Here is a 21,713-nt window from a genome sequence, read left to right as displayed (position 1 = left end):
ATTCAAGGAGGGTATGTCATCATCAGCCCACTCATTTATACATGGTAGAGTCTGAAAATCTTTGTTATTATGCTAGATATCTCATCTCTGATTTACCATGGCTTCTAATTATAAATAAAAACTTATAATATCTGCTTTTGGGAACAATATCAAATTGTAATTTTTGTTTCATAAGTCCTAGGGTTTAACAACATATGCATCGCTAATACGAATAAATTCATTACCTGAAACTTGCCACATATTGATGTCTGGTCTCCAATATGATGCCCATTCACTACCGTATGCTAATCCACGTTGTGTTTTATGTAGTCCATTGTCCCAGCGATAAACTTGAGCATAAGGATGAGCAGAAATTTTAATACCAGTAAGTAGTCTCCTATCTTGAGCAAAATCACCGGTTAAGAATCCATTATTAATTACATTCAGCATCTGACCATTATCATCAGTCAATCCATAATCAATATGGACCGTACTAGAATCTTCGTCATTTGCTGTATTGCCACCACTTATTTGCTGTGTTTGGACCGAGTTTGAACTAATTTGTGCCGCATTGGCGTTATTTGTGCCGAAATACAATGCGCCCAAGAGCACAGCTGAGGCTAAAGAAATATTAATCAGTACATTTTTTTTCATTAATTTAATCTCCTTTTTTTGATAAATCCATTTTCTCAATAAGAAGTATATTTTTTGTCTATTTATTGTAAAAAATATGTCAACTTTTTGTTAATAATTTTACATAGTAAATGCCTGCTTCAATGTCAAATTTAAATTTGGAGAACAATAGTCCGACAAAAAATTTCAGTATTCTTGTATTTACTTTGAGAACTAGTAATTTTATAGAAATTGTCATTTTTATGCACGGCGTCAAGCGTCATAAAAACCAACGACATTCATATCACGCTCACTTTCACAAAAAAAGTGAGCAAATAAATCTTCGACGTGAGATTTATTTGCTCAATATGCCTAGCCTGTTATGTGCTTTTATCAAATATTTTCAAATACGATAAATTAGATGATATTTCATGTGTGTATAATTTTTCAATTTCATCAGTTCGCTGCAATACTCCATTTATTGTGCTAATGGATTCCTTGCTAAGATAAAATTTCCCTGGGACTTGATAAATATGAAATCCAAACATATTAAAAATTGATTTTATCGATACTTGTTCGTTAATTACATAACATTTACCTAAAATCAAAAAGGCGGACAAAATTGTCCGTCTTTTTTTATGATCCAACGAAATATTGTAGGAACATCCCTGCAATACTGAAATAAATTAGTACACTAGTCAAATCACTAAGCGTTGAAATAAAGGGCCCACTGGCAACGGCAGGATCAAATCCCAGCCGCGACATCAGCATTGGAATAAAACTTCCGGCAACGTTTGCGACCGTTATGGCTGCACACATTGCTAATCCAATTACCAATCCCAATACAAAGTTGTGTTTCCAAAATCCAACTAATAAAAAGATTGAAACTCCGGTAACAACTCCAGTAAATAATCCTGTTAACAATTCTTTACCGAGTAACTTAAAGAAGTCACTACGATCAATTTCATCGATTGCTAACCGTCTGACTGCAACAGCCAAACTTTGAGTACCAGCATTACCTGCAGTACCAGTAATAGTAGAAATAAATACCGCCAGAATACTAGCTTGAGCAAGTAATCCTTCATATCTGTTAACTAATGTTGCTGTAATCATACTTAATAATAATAGCGTAATAAGCCAAGGCAAACGCTTTGATGCTGCCTTGAATGGGTTGTCATTAATGCTCTCATCAACGTCAACACCAGCCAAACCAGAATAGTCTTGTTGAGCTTCGTCATCAATAACTTCAATAACATCATCAACCGTGACAATTCCGACTAGTTTATTCGAATGATCAACAACCGGACAAGCTAGAAACTCATAGCTTCTGAACACTTGAGCAACTTCAGCCTGTTCATCGTCAACATTTACAGTAATCAAATCAGTGTTCATAACCGTTTTCAAAACTGTCTGAGACTTTTGCATAATTAAATCACGCAAAGACATGACACCAACTAAATCTTTATTCTCATCCAAAATGTATAAATAATAAATAGTTTCAGCAGTTTCAGCAAATTGACGCAAATTTTTAATTGCCTGGCCTGCAGTAATTTCTTGATCAAATTGAACAAAGTCAGTGGTCATAATACCACCGGCGGTTTCGGTGTCGTAATGTAGCAAGCCACGCAAATTATTAGCATCGCTTGTTGGCATTTCACTCAAGAATTGATCCACATGGGTTTTGTCCATATGTTCCAAAACATCGGCAGCGTTATCATCATACATATAATTCAACATTTTTGAAGCGTACTTTACGTCCATCTCATCTAAAAATTCAGGAATTTCAGGTAATTCGTCTTCAATTGTGTCAAACATATCACCCATTTCATTGGGTCGTAAAATATCATAAAGCTTTAATCTTTCATCCTTCTTTAAGGAGAGATAAAAAGTACTTTGATCGTAAAAATGCATATCCAAATAAGTCTTTCTAAATTTGAAAGTATCCCCATTATCTAAATATGTTTTGAGTTCATCGAACTTCTCAGAATGTTTTCTTTCTGTTTCGTCCATTTGACTCACCCCCTTAATTTTTGACAAAGGTCTGTCATATCTTGTGGCAGTGAAGCAGTTAAATCCAATGTTTCGTTAGTAACTGGATGAACAATTTTTAATTCCGTACAGTGTAATGCTTGACGGTTGATTAATGGTTCAGCATGTTTCGTGTACATAAAATCACCAATAATTGGATGTCCGATAGCTTTCATATGTACTCTAATTTGATGAGTTCGACCCGTCAATAATTTCAGCTTAATCATGCTTGCATCAGAAAAAGTCTCTACTGTGCGGTACAAAGTTTGCGACTGTTTACCTTTTTCATAATCAATCACACGCTTATAAAATTCGTCTGGATCGATTCCAATGGGCAAGTCAACTTTGCCCTCAGATGGTGACACCTGACCATAAACTATTGCTAAATAATATTTTTGAAAATGGTCGCCGTGAAGAATTTGGTCAAGCATTGAATGCGCATATGAATTCTTTGCAAAGACCATCAATCCCGATGTATCACGGTCTAATCGTGTTACTAAATGGATCGTGCCATTTTCACCTTTTTGTTGTAAATAATATTTAACGATATTTGCCATCGTTTTACTCGTGCGAGCTTTTGCTGGCAAGCTAGCAATCCCAGGTGGTTTATTAATAACTAAAAAGTATTTATCCTCAAAAACAACGTCAAGTTGACCTTCCATAGGTTTGATCAAATCAGAAGGTGTTTCCTCACCCATCACAATTAACATTTGGTCGCCAGTTTTCAGCTTGAAATCAAAGTGACGTAATTTATGATTTACGAAAATCATGCCATCATTATTTTTCAAATTGCTCAACTGACTGTTAGAAAACTTTTTCTGAACTAGAAACTTACGCAGAATCTTCTTATCAGATTCCTGGACAGTGAACTTCAGATAGCGTTTAGTCGTCATTTTGACCTAAGAACGCTGTTTCTACACGAGTCCAGAAATGACGATGACGATATTGAGCAAATTGGGCACGTTGCTTGCTCAATTGGATTTTAATACATTCAATATCCTTCAACTCAACGACTTTTCCATCAAAATTGATGACATAATCTTCAGCATCTTGTGGATACAAATGGACTACCTGATTATTTGGAATAATCAATGGAGACGAAATTGTTCTGTAGACCCGGTTGTTAATTGAGGCAATTTCAACCATTTGGAAAACACTAACTTTCGGATGAATCAAGGCACCACCAATAGCCTTAGAATAGGCTGTTGATCCAGTTGGAGTTGAGAAGCAAAGTCCATCTCCACGAAAACTTTCGAAATATTCACTGTCGATATCAACTTGTGTCTTCAAAGTTAAAGCAGACAAACGGCGAACGATTGCTTCATTGATTGCGATTGCTTTCGTAACATCACCATTCTTAGATTCAATTGTGACTTCAATTAATGGATAACTGGTTGCTGGAATATCTTCTTGATGTTGGATGATTCGACTGATCAATTCATCAATTTCATCATCTGTCCAATCTGAATAAAACCCTAAATGTCCAGTATGCAGAGCGACAAACTTCACCTTATCCAATTGTTCGGCATATGAATGGAAAGTACTCAATAATGTTCCATCTCCACCCACACTAATAACTAGTGCAGGATTCATTTGATCCAAAACAAAATCATGTTTTATCAATTCTCGGCGTATTTTGTCGGCTGCATCAACAGACTGTTGTTTACTATTATTGTTTACCCAGAACTTCATTTTTTATGCGACCTCGTAGTATTATTGATATTTCGTTTGTTATCGGTGAAATATTGCTGTGCATCTTGTATTTCTTCTCTGATCTTAGACATTTCCTCATCAAGTAAGAATGACGCCTCAGCTGCACGTTTCAATCTTTCATTAATTTCTTCAGGGAAATCACCTTTATACTTATAGTTTAACGAATGTTCAATGGTTGACCAAAAATTCATTGCTAAAGTTCGAATCTGAATTTCAGCTAAAATATTTTTTTGACCATCAGCCAACTGAATTGGATATTCAACGACGACGTGGTATGAACGATATCCACTCGATTTACTATTGGCAATATAGTCACGTTCCTCAATAACACGCATATCTTCTCTTTGATGTAATAGCTTGGCAACATCATAAATATCTTCCACAAATTGGCATTGAATTCTGATACCAGCAATATCCTGCATATCTTGTTCCAATAAATCTTCGGAGATATAACGACGTTTCATCTTCTCTTTTATACTATCAACAGTCTTAACACGGCCTGTCACAAACTCAATTGGAGAATGAACATTCTTCTCCAAAAATTCTTTTCTGGCATTACGTATTTTAAGTTTTAATTCATCAACTGCTTGAGTATACGGAATTAAAAATTCATTCCACTTAATTTCTGACATTTTGACCCCTCTTTACTATTTAAATATAGACTAATGCTCATTAATATTCATCTAAAATTATTTTTGTATTCCCAAAGCTGTTTATTTTACCTTTTTTCTCATAGCTGTTAGAATGATTTTGCTAAAGAGATGGAGGGAATAGTAATGTGGGAAGTATTTTTATATATTAATCCCTTATGTTCGTACTGCTTAAAAGTTGAAAGGTCGATAATTGACTTCACTAGAAAGAATAATATAGATACCCAATACCACTTCGTGACAACATACAACATGGCGACTATCACTGATTACATGTTGATGAAGGGATTCAATCCCAACAATATTGAAAAAAGAAATGAAGTTACAGAAAATATTTATGAAGCCGCTTGCTTGTATAAGGCAGCTGCCTGCCAAGGCAACAAAAAAGCACGTAGCTTCTTAATGAATATTCAAAATGAGGTTAACATTGAGGAAAAGCCTTTCTGTGAAGACACAATCAAGACTGCAGTCGAAAATAGTGGACTAGATTTCAAAGCTATAATTACTGAGAAAAATAGCGAAGGCGTCAAACGTGCAGTCAAAAAAGATCAAGAACTAACTTGTGAAATGAACATTGAAAAAGCACCAACTGTTGTAATTTTTGATGACGATGATCCTAGAAAACCAGGTTTAATGATCAACAAATTTGGCGGGGATACATCTGAGGACATCATCAGTGAAAACCTCACAGAAATGCTTGAAAAAACTATGCCTCACAAAGCTGCTAACGGCAGTGAAAATAGAATAATTAGAATGGATAATTTCAGAAGATAGTTCGTGAGAACTAGCTTCTTTTTTTGTCCAAAAGTGGCTGCAACAAACGTTTTGGAACCGCCCCACATTCAATTAACCAATGATGAGTACGATAAATAGGCTTCAACATCGCAATCTTTTTCCCCATCAAATAATCTTCAACCTTAATTTCATTCTTCTGAAAAAATTGTAATTTAAAAATATTGGTTTTACCATTGTTAATTTTTCGTATCCGATCAATCTGATATTCAGTAATATCAGTCAGCTTATTAGAATTTAACTGCGGTCTGAATTGAAATAAATATTGTAAATTAGCATAGTTAAAATGCTTTCGTCTAAAACAAATCTTATTGAATGGACCCATAAATCGAATTTCATAAAATAATGTAATCTTCTCAGATTCAGTATCGAGCATAATAATATGAAATCCCCAATTAACATTATAGGAGATAAATTTTAAATGTTGTTTGGAAATACTGTCATCCAAGTAATCTCCACCAAGGATCCAATAATTATCAATACCAGCCCGAAAATAACTAGTCACCCGACCAGCAAGTTTCCGAGCATCAATCTTTGCACATTGGAATTCCACCGCAATTTTGTCAGCAACCAGAATATCTGGTCGCTGACTTATTTTATTCAAATAGACTTCCGTCTTCACGTCGCTATATCCCAGTTTGGAAATTGCTTCAATCAATAAAGCTTTACCCTTTTTATGAATTTCTCGTTCATTAACATCATTATCTCGTTGATTCTCATGTCGGAAAAATGGTGTCGCGGTTGTTGATACTAATTTCACTGGTAGTGTGCATTTAGGACAAAAGTATTCTTCCTGGTTGTCACACTCAATTGCATTGATTAGTTGGCTTTTTTCGTTCAAAGCTGCATACATATCTCATCACCTCAAAATATATTACGCAAGCATTTGTGGATTTTTCTTGATTTGCTACTAAATATTTTGTTGTGGTGGTTCACTGCCACCTTCCGGTTGGGATTATACAACGCTGGAATGAACTTGCGTTGTCAAGTTGACATTTAAACAATTAAAATATTATAAACTACTTTGCAATGGCTTTATTCCAGCATTCTTCTGGAGTAAGGCCATTTTTTGTTGGCAATCTATCAATGTTATTGAAATAATCAATTCCATCTTGTACTAGCTTAATCAGTGCTTCTAAAGTTGCTGGTCTTGGATGACTATCCATCCAGATTCCCTTAAAATTACTCCACCAGCTCTCCATTGGTGAATTATCATATGGGGTGCCTGGTCTTGAAAAACTTCTTATTACTTTGTGTTCATCCAACAATTTATTAAAGCTAACGGCTGTGAATGCAGGTCCACGATCAGTATGTACCATTGGATGAACGTCGCCCATTTCCTCAAAAGTTTCTTTGAACATCGCAATTTCAGCTTCTGCAGTCTCTGATGGACTTATAAAAGATCCAATTATTTTACGACTGCACAAATCTAGTATTCCACTGAGTTTTACTTTGTGTGTTTCTTTGATTCCAAATTCCAATTGGGTTGAATCAGATAGCCAAACCATGTTTGGTTTTTCCACTTCAAAATTCTGGTTTAATACATTGTCTTTTTCATGCTGATCATTGTCATCTTTACGACTTCGCTTTTTTGCTTTTGATTTACAACTAATACCTTCACTTCTCATTACACGCCTAACTTGGTAGTACGTGACCTCAAAATCTAGAAGGTGTTCCTTTGTAATATGAGAAAGAATCTTTCCCGCACCAATTCTTTGAAAATGATCTTTATATGTCTTAAGAACAACTTCAGTCAATAAATCATTTTTGTGTTCCCAATCTGTCTTCCTATGATGTAAGAACTTATTTAACGCTTGTCTAGAAACACCTATATGGTCTAATAGAATAGATTTCCATCCATGATTACCTTCGCTGACCTCCATTATTGCCTGGTAAGACAGCTTTCGTTGTGAATTCACCCCCTGTGCTGAAGTTCGTTTAATTTTTTTTCAAACGCCGCAATGGCTTCTTGTTCATTCAATTTTGCTTTGAGTTCACGGTTTTCAAGTTTCAATTTCTCTAGTTCACTAATCTCTTCTGCTTTATGATGAATCCTATGGCCACGCTCATCTACGAGAGCTTTATAGCCATCACCTTGGACTTTCATAACCCAAAGCCGAGCTTGTTGATAAGAAACATCAAATCGTTCAGATGCTTCTGAATAGGAATGATGTTTATTAAGAATGAATTCTACAACTTCAATTCTTTCATCTATCGTTGTTTTTCTTGGCACAGCAGTGACCTTCTTCCTGACAGGCGTAGCCTTAAGAGTCTTGCCATTATTATACTGTATCAACCACATTCTGAGTTGTTTAGATGATTTCACTCCGAATTTTTCACATACTTGCTTTAGATTACCTTCACCATTCGCATATGCACGAACAGAGTTGATCTTTGTTTCAGCACTATAAAACGTACGTGATTTACTATTCCTTAGTCCTTCATAACCATTCTCTTTGTAGTAATTATTCCAGTCCCTAAACGTTTCGGGACTGATTCCTTTGGTTTTCGCAAATGTCTGTCGAGGTAAATCAGATTTTTCAAATTCCTTGATAAGGTTATATTTTTCTTTTTGAGTATATTTCCACATATTAATACCTCCGAAGTGATCAAAATTATTACATTTCAAATGTCAACCACATCGTAAGTATCTCAGAACGCACTGGACCCATTTCAAGCCTTTCGAAGTTCACGAAAGTCTTGAAACTGGGTCTTTGAGTAAGTCGGGACAATTCCCCGACTAACACAAATTTCAGTGCTGAGCATTGTATAATCCCGCCCTTCAGGTTAGCTTGAATCATCACTTGATATTTAGTGGGCATCCGGAAAATTCACATGCTTGCGTTCTATTTTGATGACTTGATCTATTTATTTCGCAATCTTGGTTCCTGAACACAGCATTACTCTGAAAAAAAAATTGCTAAAATCATATTAATCAATTCTGATTTGCCAAGTTCGTTAAAACTATCATTATTTCATCAACCATTTTATTTGCTGGAACACGGCAATCTGTTGCAATCCAGTTGAATAAGACATTAAGCATTCCACCAAATGAACTCCAACTGTTTTTTCTAATGGAGATTGCCAATTTCTCCAAATTGTTGGATTGGATGATACTTCATCCCGTAAGTTTCGTTACAACAATGCTTGATATCGATAATCTGCAGAAAAAAAGGAATGAAATCAAAACACAATTTCATCCCAAAACACAAATTTTAAATTTAACTCGAAATGACGATTTTGAACTAGATATTTTGAACTGCAGCACAGAATCAAATCATTGTTCAAACCAGCCCGCAGGTCAGGTTCTTGGGGGCCCAAGCCGTGGCGTTTTCCTTTGCTTGCCAAGGGGCAAGCTTAGGAAAAAACCGAGTTTTGAGATTTTCCCGAACTTGGAAAAGCTCAAAATCGTGTTCACAGCGACCACGGCCCCCAAGAACCTGACCGGAGGGCGGCAGTGAACATCAAAGCTTTGAACTCCAGCATGCACATTTCAAAATCCTAGTTCATTGTCATTCCGCCTGTTACATTCAATGCTTGTCCCGTCATGTAATCTGATAAATGACTAGACAAGAACAATACTACATTAGCCACATCCTGGGGTGTACCAGTCCGTCCCAAAGGAACTTGACTGTTATCTTCTTTTTCAATATCGTCCGGATTCAATCCGCGAATCTTGGCACCATCACGTCGTTCACGATGCTTCATTGCTGTCTCGATAATTCCAGGACAGACGGCATTTACATTGATTTGCTTGCTGGCTAATTCAATTGCAAGTGTCTTAGTCAGTCCAAGAACCGCGTGTTTCGATGCTGAATAGGCTGCCATAGCTCTGTAGCCATTCTTTCCAGCTTGTGATGCCATGAAAATTACTTTAGCAGGTTGTTCCTTTGTCAACATCAGATTGACGATGTTCTTAGCAATCAAATATGTGCCTTTCGTATTTACAGCAATAGTTTTATCAAAGTCGCTAGTTTTACTATTGACCAGATAATCCATTGTTGAAATGCCTGCTACATGTGCTAAAACATTTGGCACCAATCCTGCTTTTTCCAATTCAGCAACAACGTTTTGGACGCTTGATTCATCGGCGACATTGACGTGTATTTGATATGAATTGTCACTTACTTTTATTAAATCATTATTATCAAAAGCTAAATCGGCACCGACTACAATTGATCCTTCATTTAAAAAAGTTTTTGCAACAGCTTCGCCAATTCCTTGGCATGCGCCTGTGACAAAGACTACTTTTCCTGTTAATTCTGGAAATGTCATATCTTACACCCCTTTTCTAATCAGTTGTGATTAGATTACGTGACGTTCGAATGGATCGTCACTGATTCCTTCTTCAAGAATCTTCTTTGACCATTCTTTGGCTGAGAACAATGAGTGATCACGATAGTTACCACAACTGTACTTGTCTGTTCCTTGAACATCTTTCCATTCAATCTTGTTTGCGATGTCATCAAGGGCACCTTTCAATGCTTCAGCAACTTCTGTTGTTGAGTGTGTTCCCCATGTAATCAAGTGGAAACCTGTACGACAACCGAATGGTGAACAATCGATAACGCCTGATAATCTATCTCTCAATAAACCGGCAAGTAAATGCTCGATTGTGTGTAGTCCTGCGGTAGGAATAGCATTTTCATTTGGTTGTACTAGACGTAAATCATAGTTTGAAATAACGTCACCTTTTTCACCATTTTCTTCTGTGATCAAACGAACGTATGGTGCTTTAACCTTTGTGTGATCCAATGTAAAACTTTCAACTTTTGCCATAATTAAATATCTCCCTTGTTTTGTATATATCTATCTTAGCCTAATTATCAAAATATGATAATGGTTTATTAACTTCAATTTTTGTTCCGTAATACTTTTTCTTGATATATTTCTGAATATCTTTGTTGTGATATAACTTAACTAATTTTTTATAAGTCTTGTTATCCTTGTTCTTATCGGCTGTTGCCAAGATATTCACATTGTCTCTGGTGCTTTGGTCCAATTTCTCATGATAAATTGAATCTGTTAAAACATGTAATCCACCATCAAGAGCAACTGTATTGGAAATTAAAACGACGTCAACATCGTTTAAAACACGAGGTCCAGTAGTATCGTCAATTTCTTTAAATTTTAAATGCTTAGGATTACTAGCAATATCTTTGACGTTACCTAAGGCTCCAAAGTTTTTCTTCAGTTTGATTAGTCCTGCTGATTGGAGCAGTTCCAATCCTCTTGAAGTATTAGCTGGATTATTTGCTATTGCAATCGTTGAACCATCTTTGATGTCACTAACCTTTTTAAACTTCTTTGAATAAATACCCAATGGTTCAAGATATGTTGTTCCTAAGGCAGCTAATTTACCTTTGGGATTTTCACGATTATACGCCTTGTAGTAAGCCCATGATTGAAATGCATTTACATCAACTTGCCCTTGCGTGGTTGCTTGATTTAATTGAGTACCATCGGTAATTTCTTTAACCTTGATATTCAGTCCCGCATCTTTTGCTTGTTTGCTTTTGGCAATGTGTTCCCAAATTTCAAGATCTGAACCTTGTGATCCAACGGTTACGGTATTCTTTGCTTGGCTATTTCCACAACCAGCTAAAACTAATAACAATACACTGGCTAAAATACCAACTAATATTCCTTTAAATTTTCTCATCGTAATCCTCCCAATTTTTTTAAGACCTGTGATTATAATTATGTTGGCCTTAAATAACTATTATGTTCGTGAATTATTAATATTTTTCTCATAATAGATCCTCCCAAAGCATAAAAAAAATCGTCCCTACAAAACAGACTTTCTCTGTTTGTAGGGACGATTACCGTGGTACCACCCTAATTTATATCTTGCTCACACAAAATACCTCAACGACACTTACATGTCCGGGATGATATCGCATCCTTGCGTATCTTCGGCTTTCACCTAGATAAGACTCCGAGCTCATGTTCGGATTGATGTTCGTTCCGTCCTCTCACTATCTGACGGTCGCTTAAAACTAGTTATCAGCCCTACTCTTCTCTTCTACGTCTAATGAAATTAAATTTGCTTTAATTGATTAGTGATTAAACTACTCCTGTATTTTCACTTTGTCAATGAAAGCACAAAAAAAGTTCACAACTTTTTTAGTCGTGGACTTTTAGTCTTTGAAATAATATCTTGTCAATTCGAGAGCAGTCTTGCTCATAAGCTCTTTTCCGTACTCGGATAATACAGCTGCTGTAACTTTTGTTCTAAAACTATATTCACTCAATAGTGCGAGAACATCGTTATAAGTCATATCGTGCATTTCATCTGTGAATAATACTAGTTGCAAATAATAAGCACCTTTGTATTCCCACAAATTGGAAATTCCACTTTCAAGACGGAGAATCTTAGCCAATTGAATATAATCTTCAAAATTCTTAAACTCAACAATTACAGTTTTAGTTGGTGTGTCGGGGTCGTTCAAGTATGGTGCTGTATCAGCATCGTATTCTTCGTGACCAAGGTCGTTAATACCTAGTGGTGCTAATGCTTCAGCATCTGCTTGTCCACCATCTAATGGCAATGAACCTTCGACATCTTCTTCATCATTTGACTTGCTAATCAATAACTCAAGACCAGCCTTATTAGGCATGATTTGGAATGTTACTGGTTCGTTATTTGAAAAGGTATGATTCTTGTCTACCTCATCTAAAATACTGTAGAAAAATGATTCGATCTGCTTCTTATTTCCAAGCAAGTCTAGTACGGTTACACCACGTTCCTGCAAATCTTGCGTACTAAGAATGACTCTGATCGTATTTTCATTAATATGATCCATTTCCATCATAGTCACCTCAATTCTTGTATCTACATTTTAACAGTCTTAAGAATGTTGTAAAGCAAAGAAGACCGATAAAACAAAATGAAGAGTCTAATTATTAAATTAGACCCTCCATTAATAATCACAGGATTTTAAAGTCCTGCCATAAGTTGTGCTTTTTGAAGCTCCATAGTTCTAACACTTCTTGGTAAGAATCTTCTGATTTCATCTTCGTTGAATCCAACTTGAAGACGCTTGTCATCCATAATAATAGGACGTTTCAAAAGACCAGGATTTTCTTGAACCAAAGTCAAAAGTTGGTAGATCGTTAAATCTTCCAAATTTGTCTTTAAGTGTTGAAAAGCTTTTGAACGTGTAGAAATAATTTCTTCCGTTCCATCCTCTGTCATTTGCAATACTTGTTTGATTTCTTCTTTGTTTAAAGGTTCAGAATAAATATTTCTTTCTTTATAGGGAATGTCGTGCTTTTCTAGCCATGCTTTAGCTTTACGGCAAGAAGTGCAACTTGGAGATGTGTAAATTGTTACCATAAGTAATCTCTCCTTTTTCGCTAAAATGTGCCAAGGTAATTCCTTAACACAATATATTGTAGCTCATTGAATTTATAAAATCTACACTATTTAGAATAAAAATAGCGAATATTCGTTCTCTTGGACATTAATTGTGAAACACTAATTCTGTAATGACACACTTTAACGATATTGTTCACAATCTTTCATAACTAAATATTAATTTTATAGATAAGAAATAATTAATGACAGACAAACCACTATATTACCAGGTCTTGTGCCAACTATATTTCTATTTCTAAGCCGGTAAAAGCATTAATTGTAGGAATACTTCCCGCATAATGCTGTGACTCTTTTAACATAGTTTGAGCATCAATCTTTTGTGGTAAGTGACTGATCATTAATCGTTTTACATCAGCAGATTTAGCTAACTCTCCGGACTGTTTAGTTGTCATATGCCAGATTCTTCCGGCTTTATCTTCTGGGAAATTAGTATCGGTTATTAATAAATCACTATCTTTTGCAAAATCTACTAAACCGTCAAAGTATGCAGTATCTGATGTGTAAACTATGGACTTGGAGCCTTTGGTAATCTTCATAGCATATGCAGGTACTGGGTGAATGGTTCTTAAGAATTCAAATTGTAGTGATTCGATTGAAATAGGTTCATAATCACTGTATGCAATACCTTGGCTCACCCCGTCCATAGTTAATTGGGCGAAGTTGACGAAATCCTGGGTATGACCATATATCGGCAATAAATCGTGTTTACGATTTGTTGGATCTAGCTGCCAATTATATTGCAAGACACCTAAATCTGCTGTATGGTCGTGGTGATAGTGAGAAAGCACTACTGCATCCAACTGCAATGGATCAATGTAGTTTGATAACTCATTGAGTACTCCACTTCCACAGTCGATCAGGATATTCTTACCATCATCTTGCAGTAAGTATCCGGAAGTCCCATGTCCTTTATAGGGATAACCACCATAGTATCCAAGCACTGTAATTAACATATATATCCTCCAAAATTTTTTAGAAAGGATTTCAATAATTATGAACATATCATTAAAGTTAGGCACAGATAATTTTTTAAAAAATCAGCTAACTTCTGCTGATACTTTATTAAAACCCTTATTTGATAGTAACGGAGACCATCTTTTAATAAAAGAATTAACCTCAACTGGCGATTATAAAGGCATAAAAGGTGAATTGGATTTATCAAAAGAGTTCTACTTATTAGTTTACATTAAATTGAACAACGAGCAAATGTCTCTGTTTGAAGACAAGGTTTATAACAAATATCCAGAATTGGTTGAAAAAGACAATGACCCAGCAATCTTCCGCAATCACGAAGACTTCCACGAGTTTCTACTCATCAACTCATTTAAGCGAGAAGACGATTTGGACCGATGGAAAAAATTAATCTATCGTGTCCTCAAAGATGGAATTCAAAAGAGCTCTGCTGAACCATTGGGCTTCTTCACAAAATCATATCAATTAGAAGAACTTTGAATCTTTTGGCGCACTCCACGCCACGACATGATAAAAGTCAAAAAGCCGGTCAATCCATATAAAACAATATAGGCCGTACCTATTAGTAAGAACGGAATAAAAGCTGACTGATTTACGGATAAATTCAATACGCCCACGACCACAAATGATTGTATGAGTGTGAAGATAATCGAGATACCGAATAAAAAGCTGGTTTCTCGCCTAACGATTTGTTTCAATTCATCGTTAGTCACACCAATTTTTTTCAAAGTTTGTAATTGACGCCACTCATAATCATCACGCAACATAACTTTTAGCGTGAGCAGACTGCCTAGTGCAATTAATAATGCAATACTAAAAATAGCAACTATGAATAAGAAAAAGCCTGTTGCCTGCGTTACCAAATGTTTGGTGCTTGCTTGCCGAGCATGTGTGTCCTGAACATAATCATTTGATTGAATATCTTCTCGACCCCAACTGGTAATCTTAGTTAAAGAAGATTTGTCCAAAGACGATCCTACGTTGACTCGAATAACGTAGTGATTGTCTTTTTTTGTGAGTTTTTTCATGAATTTTGATGACAACTTGTCGGAACCTTTGACATCCCAACCATAAAACGTTTCATGAACTTCACCCTTAACATTCTGATAATAGCTATCAGGTACAATCATCAAAAAGCCTGAGAACATTTGCGTTCCATATGGGAAAAACGATCCAACTGAACGTCGTTGAATTTCAGGGGCATCTTTTATCTTGATAGCATGCGTGGTACTACGGTAGTTCGGCGATAACGATGTCAGATTATAGCGGATTTCCAAAAATTCATTTGAGGTAATTGTTGGATTTCGTGAAATAACCTTATTGGGCATATCTGAATACTCCGAATATGGCATTAAAGCAACCAGTCTAGGAATATATTTTTGTTGCGAATAATCCCAAATTTCTGAGACGGTCCATTTAACATTCGAATGATATTTTGCTCTGACATGAGTATGTTTTTTATCTAATTCTTTTTGAATCTGAGGCGCTTTATTTGAAGTCGATGCTAGTTCAAAAGGATATGTTCCTTGGTAGTTTTGATAAATCATTTGATATCCAGCATAACAAAACACCAGCAGAGCCACTGCCATCGCGGAGAGTTCGGTTACAAACCAGATAATAGAAGTGTTTTTAATTAAGCGGCCTCGTAAATACTTAAAGGAAAAGAGATTGGTCCCGTTGTAAGAAAATAGTTTTAGTTTATCTAAAATTTGCAAGCATAATGGCAAAAATCCCTTAAAAATAAAATAGGTTCCAAACAAATAGAGGAACATAACAATAACTGCCATAACTATTGAATTATCAATACTTTGAGTATCCTGGACTGATGAAAATATTTGAACGGTCAGTATAATTCCAATGATAAAGAATATTAACCCAATGACTCCTAACAGAGATTTTGTGAACCAACTTAGTTGAAAACGTTTCTTCTTAACATTGACGCGAGTAATCCAAAATGATCTAAAACCATTTATCACACTTAGGATTAAGGATGAATACAATCCAACGTATACCATCCTGATGAAAGTTGGTAACGAAATAAAAAACACAAAGTCAATCCGCAGTCGCATTAAGTAGACCAATAACATCCCCATAAATTTTTGCAAAATGACGGCAACAACCATACCAATTATCCAGGCTAAAATTTGAATAATGAATGTTTTACAAAATCCTATAATGGCGATGGCAAACCTTGACATCCCTAATTTCCGATAAGTTTTAAACTCCTGCCTTTGCTGGTCAATAAAGAATCCACCAACATAGGCCATGTAAACAAATGTAAAGAATTCAAAAATGAAAACCATAAAATTGAGAACGGTCCCAAACATATCATTCCAGTTCTTTGAGACTTGTAGTGACGGATCATTTACTAGTGTTGCTAGTAAGGTCAAAACTGCCACGGCGAAACTCGAGGATAGAATATAAATTAGATAGCTATCACGTAAATTGTATAGGGTTCGTCTAATTATTTTCAGGTACATTGAAATAACTACCACCCCCTATTGTCCGTTGCATATTAATAATTTGTTCGAAGAAATCATTTCTATTTCCAGAATTAACAATTTCCGAAAATACTGAGCCATCTTTGATGAAAACCACTCTACTGCAATAGCTGGCTGTAAAGGCATCATGGGTAGCCATCAAAATTGTAGTATTTTCTTTTTGATTAATAATTTGCATATAGTTAAGCAAAATTGTGGCAGATTTAGAATCCAAACTTCCAGTCGGCTCGTCAGCGAACAAGATTTCCGGATTATTTATCAATGCTCTAGCTGCAGAAATGATTTGTCGTTGTCCCAGTGACAAGTCATCAATCTGGCGCTCACTTAAATTAGTAATGTTCAATAATTGATTGAGATGTTGAAATCTTTGTTCGATTAGTTTTCGAGATGCATGATTCAAGACCAAAGGTAGAATGATATTCTCCTTGACGTTCAAGGAATCGAGCAATTCAAAACTTTGATAAATAAAGCCCATTTTGCTACGACGATATTTTGCCAAATAACGATCATGCTTTTGAGTCATATCGATACCATCGATAATAATTTGTCCATGATCAGGTCGATCATTGGTTGATATCGCATTAAGAAGTGTGGTTTTACCAGAACCAGAGGGTCCCATGATACCTAAAAATTCGCCAGACTCCACTTCCAGATTAAAATCTTTCAATGCGTGAACAGCGTTTGCCTTTTTTCCAAAATCTTTTGCGATATTCTTTACAATTATTTGCAACACAATTTCTCCATTAATCAATTAATTATTGTTATCATTGAAGTAGTGTATACATTTTATCACGAGGTGCGTATAAACATGGCTAAAATAATGATTATTGAAGATGACCCTTCAATTTCTAAACTTATAAACGAAAATCTTGGCAAGTGGCAAATGGATTCATATGTCGTCAGTGATTTTGAAAATATTATTGACCAATTTAACGACTATGATCCTGACTTGGTATTACTGGATATAAACTTGCCAGTGAGAGACGGGTATTTTTGGAATCAAGAAATCCGTAAAATTTCAAAGACTCCAATTATTATCATTTCCTCTCGAAATTCAAACATGGATCAAATTATGGCAATGAATATGGGCGCGGATGATTTTGTCGAAAAACCATTTTCCATTGATATTTTAATAGCTAAAATAAATGCCCTGCTCAGACGGACTTATGATTTCACTAAATCAACGGCTGACATTATTGAACACAATGGTCTAAAGCTTAACTTATCAGACAGTACGGTCGAAATTGGTGAGAATAAAATTGACCTATCTAAAAACGAATATAAGCTTTTGCAACGTCTATTAAAGGATCAGGGTAAGATTGTCTCACGTGAACAACTTTTGAATTTCATGTGGGATGACGAACGTTTCGTAGATGACAATACTCTGACAGTTAATATTAATCGATTGCGAACAAAGTTTGACCAAAATGGTTTGAAAAACTACATCGTTACTAAAGTTGGTCAAGGATACATTATTCCTTAGGAGGCAAATATGACTTTTTTAAAATTTTTGCGTGACCATATTTTGCTGATGCTTTCAATTATTGCGGGTGTGACGCTGGTTGAATTGGTACTGTTTCTTGATCCTGCAGTTCGATTTAACAATGGAACACTAATTTACAGTTGGTTTCTAGCGGTTTTGATTACTTTTCTATGTATCATTTTCTCGTACATTCGCAAGAAATCTTGGTATAGCAAATTGGATAATTATCAAGAGGACCTATCCAAAGAATTGAGTGGTGCGAAAACTAACGAGCAGCGTTTTATTCAGGAAAAAATTAATAATATTGTGCTTGATTATCGTAAGGAATTAACTGAGTTATACCAAAACCAGACTGACCAGCGTGAATATACTGAATCCTGGGTTCACGACATTAAGGTTCCACTTGCTGCATTGAAACTAGCTCAGGATGATGAGTTGGACCGTGATTTGTTGAGTGAAGAAACTGATCAAATAGATTATTTAGTCGATCAAGCTCTGTATTATGCCCGTCTGAATAATTTTTCAAATGATTATTTGATTCAGGAACAAGATTTATCTGATATCGTTAAATCATCGATTCGTAATAACAAGCGTGGATTCATTAATAAGCGGATTGGCATTAATTTAGATATTACTGATGAAAAAGTTTTGACGGATGAAAAATGGTTGAGTTTCATTCTTAATCAAATTATCGCTAACAGTCTGAAATACACTGACCAAGGCGGGAAAATTGAGATTTTCACTACCTCAAAGAAAAACGATGTTTTCTTACATATCAAAGATAATGGTGTCGGAATTCAACCTCAGGATGTAAGTCGGATTTTCAACAAGGGATTCACTGGTGTAAACGGCCGTTCCAATGGAAGTAAAGCCACTGGTATCGGACTTTACCTGGTCAAAAAAATGATTGATAAACTTGGACATCAAATTTCTGTGAAATCTAAAGTTGGTGAAGGGACGGAAACTATCATTACCTTCATTGATCTGCCTTACTATCAGGAATAGCATTTGAACTCAAAAGGGTTCTCTGAAAATTCAGAGAACCCTTTTATTTACTTAGTTTTGCTTTCAATCATTTCTTCAAACACATCATTTATATCTTCATGGATAACTAAAGATTTATCCTCTATCTTCGGATGTGTCATCGCATCTTGTGGATTAATATTCACGTAAAATGCTTTTTCCAAATTAGCTGTTAAATTCCAAAGGGGTTATATTAATGAAAAAGTCCGCAAAATTAAGTGATAGTGTCCACACTTTAGTTTTAATCACACTTGACCCTTTTAAGAATTTAAGTAGTGAGCGACTGCTACATTTAGATACCGATATAAAACCAGAATGTGGCCCAGGAGTTAATATCCAATTGTCGTTGAAAGATTATTACGGTGAGATACAAAAGAATCTGGAAAATGAATTAAAATCTATAACACTAAAAGATATTATCGATAGCTATGAAAAAAGAATTGAAGATCCTAAATCAGATTATTTAGAATTGATCAAAGAAAAATAGACTCACCAAAATTTAATTTTGATGAGTCTATTTTTTTTGAGTTTTATAAATTTTTACCAGTTAATGTCATAGCATTTAATGCAACGATAACCGTCGACAATGACATCACGATTGCCCCAACTGCAGGGCTCAAAACGAATCCGATCCCTGAAAGAACTCCGGCTGCTAATGGGAGGGCAATAATATTATAGCCAGCTCCCCACCATAAGTTCTCAACTGTCTTTCTATAAGTCTTTCTAGATAATTCAAGGAATTTGATGATATCACTCGGATCACTGTTGTATAAAACAACATCCGCAGAATCAATTGCAACATCAGTACCAGCGCCAATTGCAACTCCAATAGTTGCACTAGCTAGACTAGGTGCATCGTTGATACCATCACCAACCATCATTACGTGATGACCTTCTTTTTCTAATTGTTCAATAATGCTGTGTTTGTCCTCAGGAAGCAACTCAGCCCTATGCTCTGTAATTCCCAACTGTCTTGAAAATGACTCTGCAGAAGCTTCATTATCACCTGTCAGCATGATAGGTGTGATATTTCTCTTCTTCAAATCACTGATAAATTTGGCAGAATTTGCTTTGACTTTATCACCTAAGGCAACAAAACCGATAACTTGATTATTTTCAACCAAGAAACTAACAGTATTACCCTTATCTAGATAATTTTGAACATCTTTAACATCATATTTCAAAGATTTCACGTTTAAATACTTCATATTTACCAGTAGGTATTCTTGGCCATTAGAGTCACCTTTCATTCCGTATCCTTTTAATGCTTGAACATTTGAAAATTCGGCAGGATCAACTTTTTGCTCTTGTGCCTTTTGCATAACACCACTAGCAATAGGATGACTAGATCCATTTTCCAAACCAGCAATAAGTTTCAATACTTCGTTGGTGTTCAAATTACTGTCCAATGATTCTAAACCATTCACTGTGAACTTACCTTCAGTTAAAGTACCTGTCTTGTCCATAGCAACATAGTCAATCTTGCGGCTGCTTTCAACAGCTTGATTATCACGAATAATTAATCCATTTGTGGCAGCAATTGAAGTACTACGTGCCATTACTAATGGAATTGCTAACCCCAGTGCGTGAGGACAGGCAATGACTAATACTGTAACCAATATGCTTAAAGCATTACTCATTGAGCCAACAATTGCCCAATAAATGAATGCAACTATACCGACTGATAAAGCCGCGTAAAACAGCCAGCCTGAAACTCTATCTGCCAACTTTTGTGTCTTAGATTTGCTCAATTGAGCATCTGAAACTAATTTACTGATTTGAGATAAGTATCCCTCTTCAGAAGACTTTTCGACTTTTACTTGGATTGTTCCTTCACCGTTAATGGATCCACCAACGACCTTACTGTCAATTTCCTTCTTAACAGCTTTTGATTCACCGGTTATCAAGGATTCGTTGATATAACTGGAGCCAGAAACAACCATTCCATCTAGCGGAACAGACTCGCCAGCACGAACCTCAACAATATCGCCAGCTTTAACGCTTGTAATATCGCTATCTTTAAAACCATTTCCTGATTGTAGGTGAACTGTATCGGCAACCAATGCAGAAATTTTATCTAATGCATTTCCAGCACTCATTGTTGATTGCATTTCAATCCAGTGACCTAAAAGCATGATGACGATTAATGATGCTAGCTCCCAGAAGAAATCCATTACTGGGGTCTTTGTTTTAACGATGTCATTCATTACGAATGCATACAAACTGTAAATATATGCAACACTGATACCCATTGTAATTAACATCATCATTGCTGGTCGCTTGTCTTTTAATTCATAGAGTGCACCAGTAAAGAATGGTTTTCCACCATAGAAAAATAGGAATGATGACAGGATTAGTACGATCCAATCTGAACCTGGAAACTGGAATTGAAATGGTAAATGTAATCCCATGAATGGTGAAAGTATAAATACTGGAATTGCAAAAATTAACGAGAGCCAAAACCTACGTTTTAAATCACCCATATCCATGTGCATCATTGTACTTCCAACAGACATGTTCATGCCTTCCATGTCATCTGATGAATCCATTTTCATATCTTTCATATTCATATCTTTCAT

23 protein-coding genes are annotated in these 21,713 nt (G+C 35.6%); 5 read left to right on the top strand and 18 right to left on the bottom strand.

What is annotated here, in order from left to right; genetic code table 11:
* Positions 1-177 precede the first annotated feature (177 nt).
* From ABM34_RS11990 to yjbM, 5 genes are all read right to left on the bottom strand, one after another.
* A complete protein-coding gene (locus tag ABM34_RS11990) occupies positions 178-633 on the bottom strand; it encodes a hypothetical protein (RefSeq protein WP_048706039.1) in 456 nt (151 codons plus the stop codon).
* Positions 634-1,227: 594 nt separating this feature from the next.
* Positions 1,228-2,601 carry a magnesium transporter gene (gene mgtE, locus ABM34_RS11985; RefSeq protein WP_048706037.1) on the bottom strand — a complete coding sequence of 458 codons (1,374 nt, stop codon included), beginning with the start codon at positions 2,599-2,601 and terminating at the stop codon, positions 1,228-1,230.
* A 5-nt stretch (positions 2,602-2,606) separates the two neighbouring features.
* Positions 2,607-3,512 carry an RluA family pseudouridine synthase gene (locus tag ABM34_RS11980; RefSeq protein WP_083988318.1) on the bottom strand — a complete coding sequence of 302 codons (906 nt, stop codon included), beginning with the start codon at positions 3,510-3,512 and terminating at the stop codon, positions 2,607-2,609.
* Positions 3,502-4,311 (bottom strand): NAD kinase, encoded by an 810-nt coding sequence (locus ABM34_RS11975; protein ID WP_048706035.1) that lies wholly within the window; start codon positions 4,309-4,311, stop codon positions 3,502-3,504. Before ABM34_RS11975 ends, ABM34_RS11980 begins: the two co-directional genes overlap by 11 nt.
* Entirely contained in the window at positions 4,308-4,964 is a 657-nt protein-coding gene (gene yjbM / locus ABM34_RS11970; RefSeq protein ID WP_048706033.1) for a GTP diphosphokinase, read from the bottom strand. Before yjbM ends, ABM34_RS11975 begins: the two co-directional genes overlap by 4 nt.
* A gap of 144 nt (positions 4,965-5,108) precedes the next feature.
* Here yjbM and ABM34_RS11965 point away from each other — a divergent pair, with 144 nt between their 5' ends.
* The gene (locus ABM34_RS11965; protein WP_048706031.1) at positions 5,109-5,756 is read left to right on the top strand and encodes a DsbA family protein; all 648 of its coding nucleotides are present in this window, start codon (positions 5,109-5,111) and stop codon (positions 5,754-5,756) included.
* Positions 5,757-5,766: 10 nt separating this feature from the next.
* Here ABM34_RS11965 and ABM34_RS11960 read toward each other — a convergent pair whose 3' ends face one another.
* The 10 genes from ABM34_RS11960 to ABM34_RS11910 all read right to left on the bottom strand — a co-directional run bounded on the left by ABM34_RS11960 (position 5,767) and on the right by ABM34_RS11910 (position 14,108).
* The gene (locus tag ABM34_RS11960) at positions 5,767-6,627 is read right to left on the bottom strand and encodes a competence protein CoiA (RefSeq protein ID WP_048706030.1); all 861 of its coding nucleotides are present in this window, start codon (positions 6,625-6,627) and stop codon (positions 5,767-5,769) included.
* Between the two features lie 166 nt (positions 6,628-6,793).
* Entirely contained in the window at positions 6,794-7,693 is a 900-nt protein-coding gene (locus ABM34_RS11955; RefSeq protein WP_048702931.1) for an IS3 family transposase, read from the bottom strand.
* On the bottom strand, positions 7,690-8,364 hold the full coding sequence (locus tag ABM34_RS11950) for a helix-turn-helix domain-containing protein (RefSeq protein WP_157023198.1): 675 nt from the start codon (positions 8,362-8,364) through the stop codon (positions 7,690-7,692). Before ABM34_RS11950 ends, ABM34_RS11955 begins: the two co-directional genes overlap by 4 nt.
* Before the next feature lie 345 nt (positions 8,365-8,709).
* Positions 8,710-8,862 carry a hypothetical protein gene (locus tag ABM34_RS13300; protein WP_157023339.1) on the bottom strand — a complete coding sequence of 51 codons (153 nt, stop codon included), beginning with the start codon at positions 8,860-8,862 and terminating at the stop codon, positions 8,710-8,712.
* 413 nt (positions 8,863-9,275) lie between these two features.
* Entirely contained in the window at positions 9,276-10,049 is a 774-nt protein-coding gene (locus ABM34_RS11935; protein WP_048706025.1) for an SDR family NAD(P)-dependent oxidoreductase, read from the bottom strand.
* 30 nt (positions 10,050-10,079) lie between these two features.
* The gene (locus ABM34_RS11930) at positions 10,080-10,553 is read right to left on the bottom strand and encodes an S-ribosylhomocysteine lyase (protein WP_048706023.1); all 474 of its coding nucleotides are present in this window, start codon (positions 10,551-10,553) and stop codon (positions 10,080-10,082) included.
* A 40-nt stretch (positions 10,554-10,593) separates the two neighbouring features.
* Positions 10,594-11,436: a MetQ/NlpA family ABC transporter substrate-binding protein gene (locus ABM34_RS11925; RefSeq protein WP_048706021.1), complete on the bottom strand. Its 843-nt coding sequence runs from the start codon at positions 11,434-11,436 to the stop codon at positions 10,594-10,596.
* A gap of 478 nt (positions 11,437-11,914) precedes the next feature.
* Positions 11,915-12,586 (bottom strand): adaptor protein MecA, encoded by a 672-nt coding sequence (locus tag ABM34_RS11920; protein ID WP_048706020.1) that lies wholly within the window; start codon positions 12,584-12,586, stop codon positions 11,915-11,917.
* Between the two features lie 128 nt (positions 12,587-12,714).
* The gene (gene spxA, locus ABM34_RS11915; protein ID WP_048706019.1) at positions 12,715-13,113 is read right to left on the bottom strand and encodes a transcriptional regulator SpxA; all 399 of its coding nucleotides are present in this window, start codon (positions 13,111-13,113) and stop codon (positions 12,715-12,717) included.
* A 263-nt stretch (positions 13,114-13,376) separates the two neighbouring features.
* The gene (locus ABM34_RS11910) at positions 13,377-14,108 is read right to left on the bottom strand and encodes an MBL fold metallo-hydrolase (RefSeq protein WP_048706017.1); all 732 of its coding nucleotides are present in this window, start codon (positions 14,106-14,108) and stop codon (positions 13,377-13,379) included.
* Positions 14,109-14,148: 40 nt separating this feature from the next.
* On the opposite strand from ABM34_RS11910, the gene ABM34_RS11905 reads away from it, so the two are divergent.
* Positions 14,149-14,607: a hypothetical protein gene (locus tag ABM34_RS11905; RefSeq protein WP_048706015.1), complete on the top strand. Its 459-nt coding sequence runs from the start codon at positions 14,149-14,151 to the stop codon at positions 14,605-14,607.
* Here the strand turns inward: ABM34_RS11905 and ABM34_RS11900 are convergent.
* Together ABM34_RS11900 and ABM34_RS11895 are read right to left on the bottom strand one after the other, a co-directional pair.
* On the bottom strand, positions 14,589-16,526 hold the full coding sequence (locus ABM34_RS11900) for an ABC transporter permease (protein WP_157023337.1): 1,938 nt from the start codon (positions 16,524-16,526) through the stop codon (positions 14,589-14,591). The genes ABM34_RS11905 and ABM34_RS11900 overlap by 19 nt on opposite strands.
* A 61-nt stretch (positions 16,527-16,587) precedes the next feature.
* A complete protein-coding gene (locus ABM34_RS11895) occupies positions 16,588-17,358 on the bottom strand; it encodes an ABC transporter ATP-binding protein (RefSeq protein ID WP_048706010.1) in 771 nt (256 codons plus the stop codon).
* A gap of 78 nt (positions 17,359-17,436) precedes the next feature.
* Here ABM34_RS11895 and ABM34_RS11890 point away from each other — a divergent pair, with 78 nt between their 5' ends.
* The 3 genes from ABM34_RS11890 to ABM34_RS11880 all read left to right on the top strand — a co-directional run bounded on the left by ABM34_RS11890 (position 17,437) and on the right by ABM34_RS11880 (position 19,621).
* Positions 17,437-18,111, top strand: a complete 675-nt coding sequence (locus tag ABM34_RS11890; RefSeq protein WP_048706009.1) for a response regulator transcription factor — start codon at positions 17,437-17,439, stop codon at positions 18,109-18,111.
* Positions 18,112-18,120: 9 nt separating this feature from the next.
* Complete coding sequence (locus ABM34_RS11885) at positions 18,121-19,116, top strand: sensor histidine kinase (protein WP_048706007.1); 996 nt, start codon at positions 18,121-18,123, stop codon at positions 19,114-19,116.
* Positions 19,117-19,330: 214 nt separating this feature from the next.
* Entirely contained in the window at positions 19,331-19,621 is a 291-nt protein-coding gene (locus ABM34_RS11880; protein ID WP_048706006.1) for a helix-turn-helix domain-containing protein, read from the top strand.
* 43 nt (positions 19,622-19,664) lie between these two features.
* Here ABM34_RS11880 and ABM34_RS11875 read toward each other — a convergent pair whose 3' ends face one another.
* Positions 19,665-21,713 (bottom strand): heavy metal translocating P-type ATPase, encoded by a 2,049-nt coding sequence (locus ABM34_RS11875; protein ID WP_048706003.1) that lies wholly within the window; start codon positions 21,711-21,713, stop codon positions 19,665-19,667.

This window comes from Companilactobacillus ginsenosidimutans, assembly GCF_001050475.1.
GTDB lineage: Bacteria > Bacillota > Bacilli > Lactobacillales > Lactobacillaceae > Companilactobacillus > Companilactobacillus ginsenosidimutans.
This window is presented reverse-complemented; position numbering and strand designations above follow the sequence as displayed.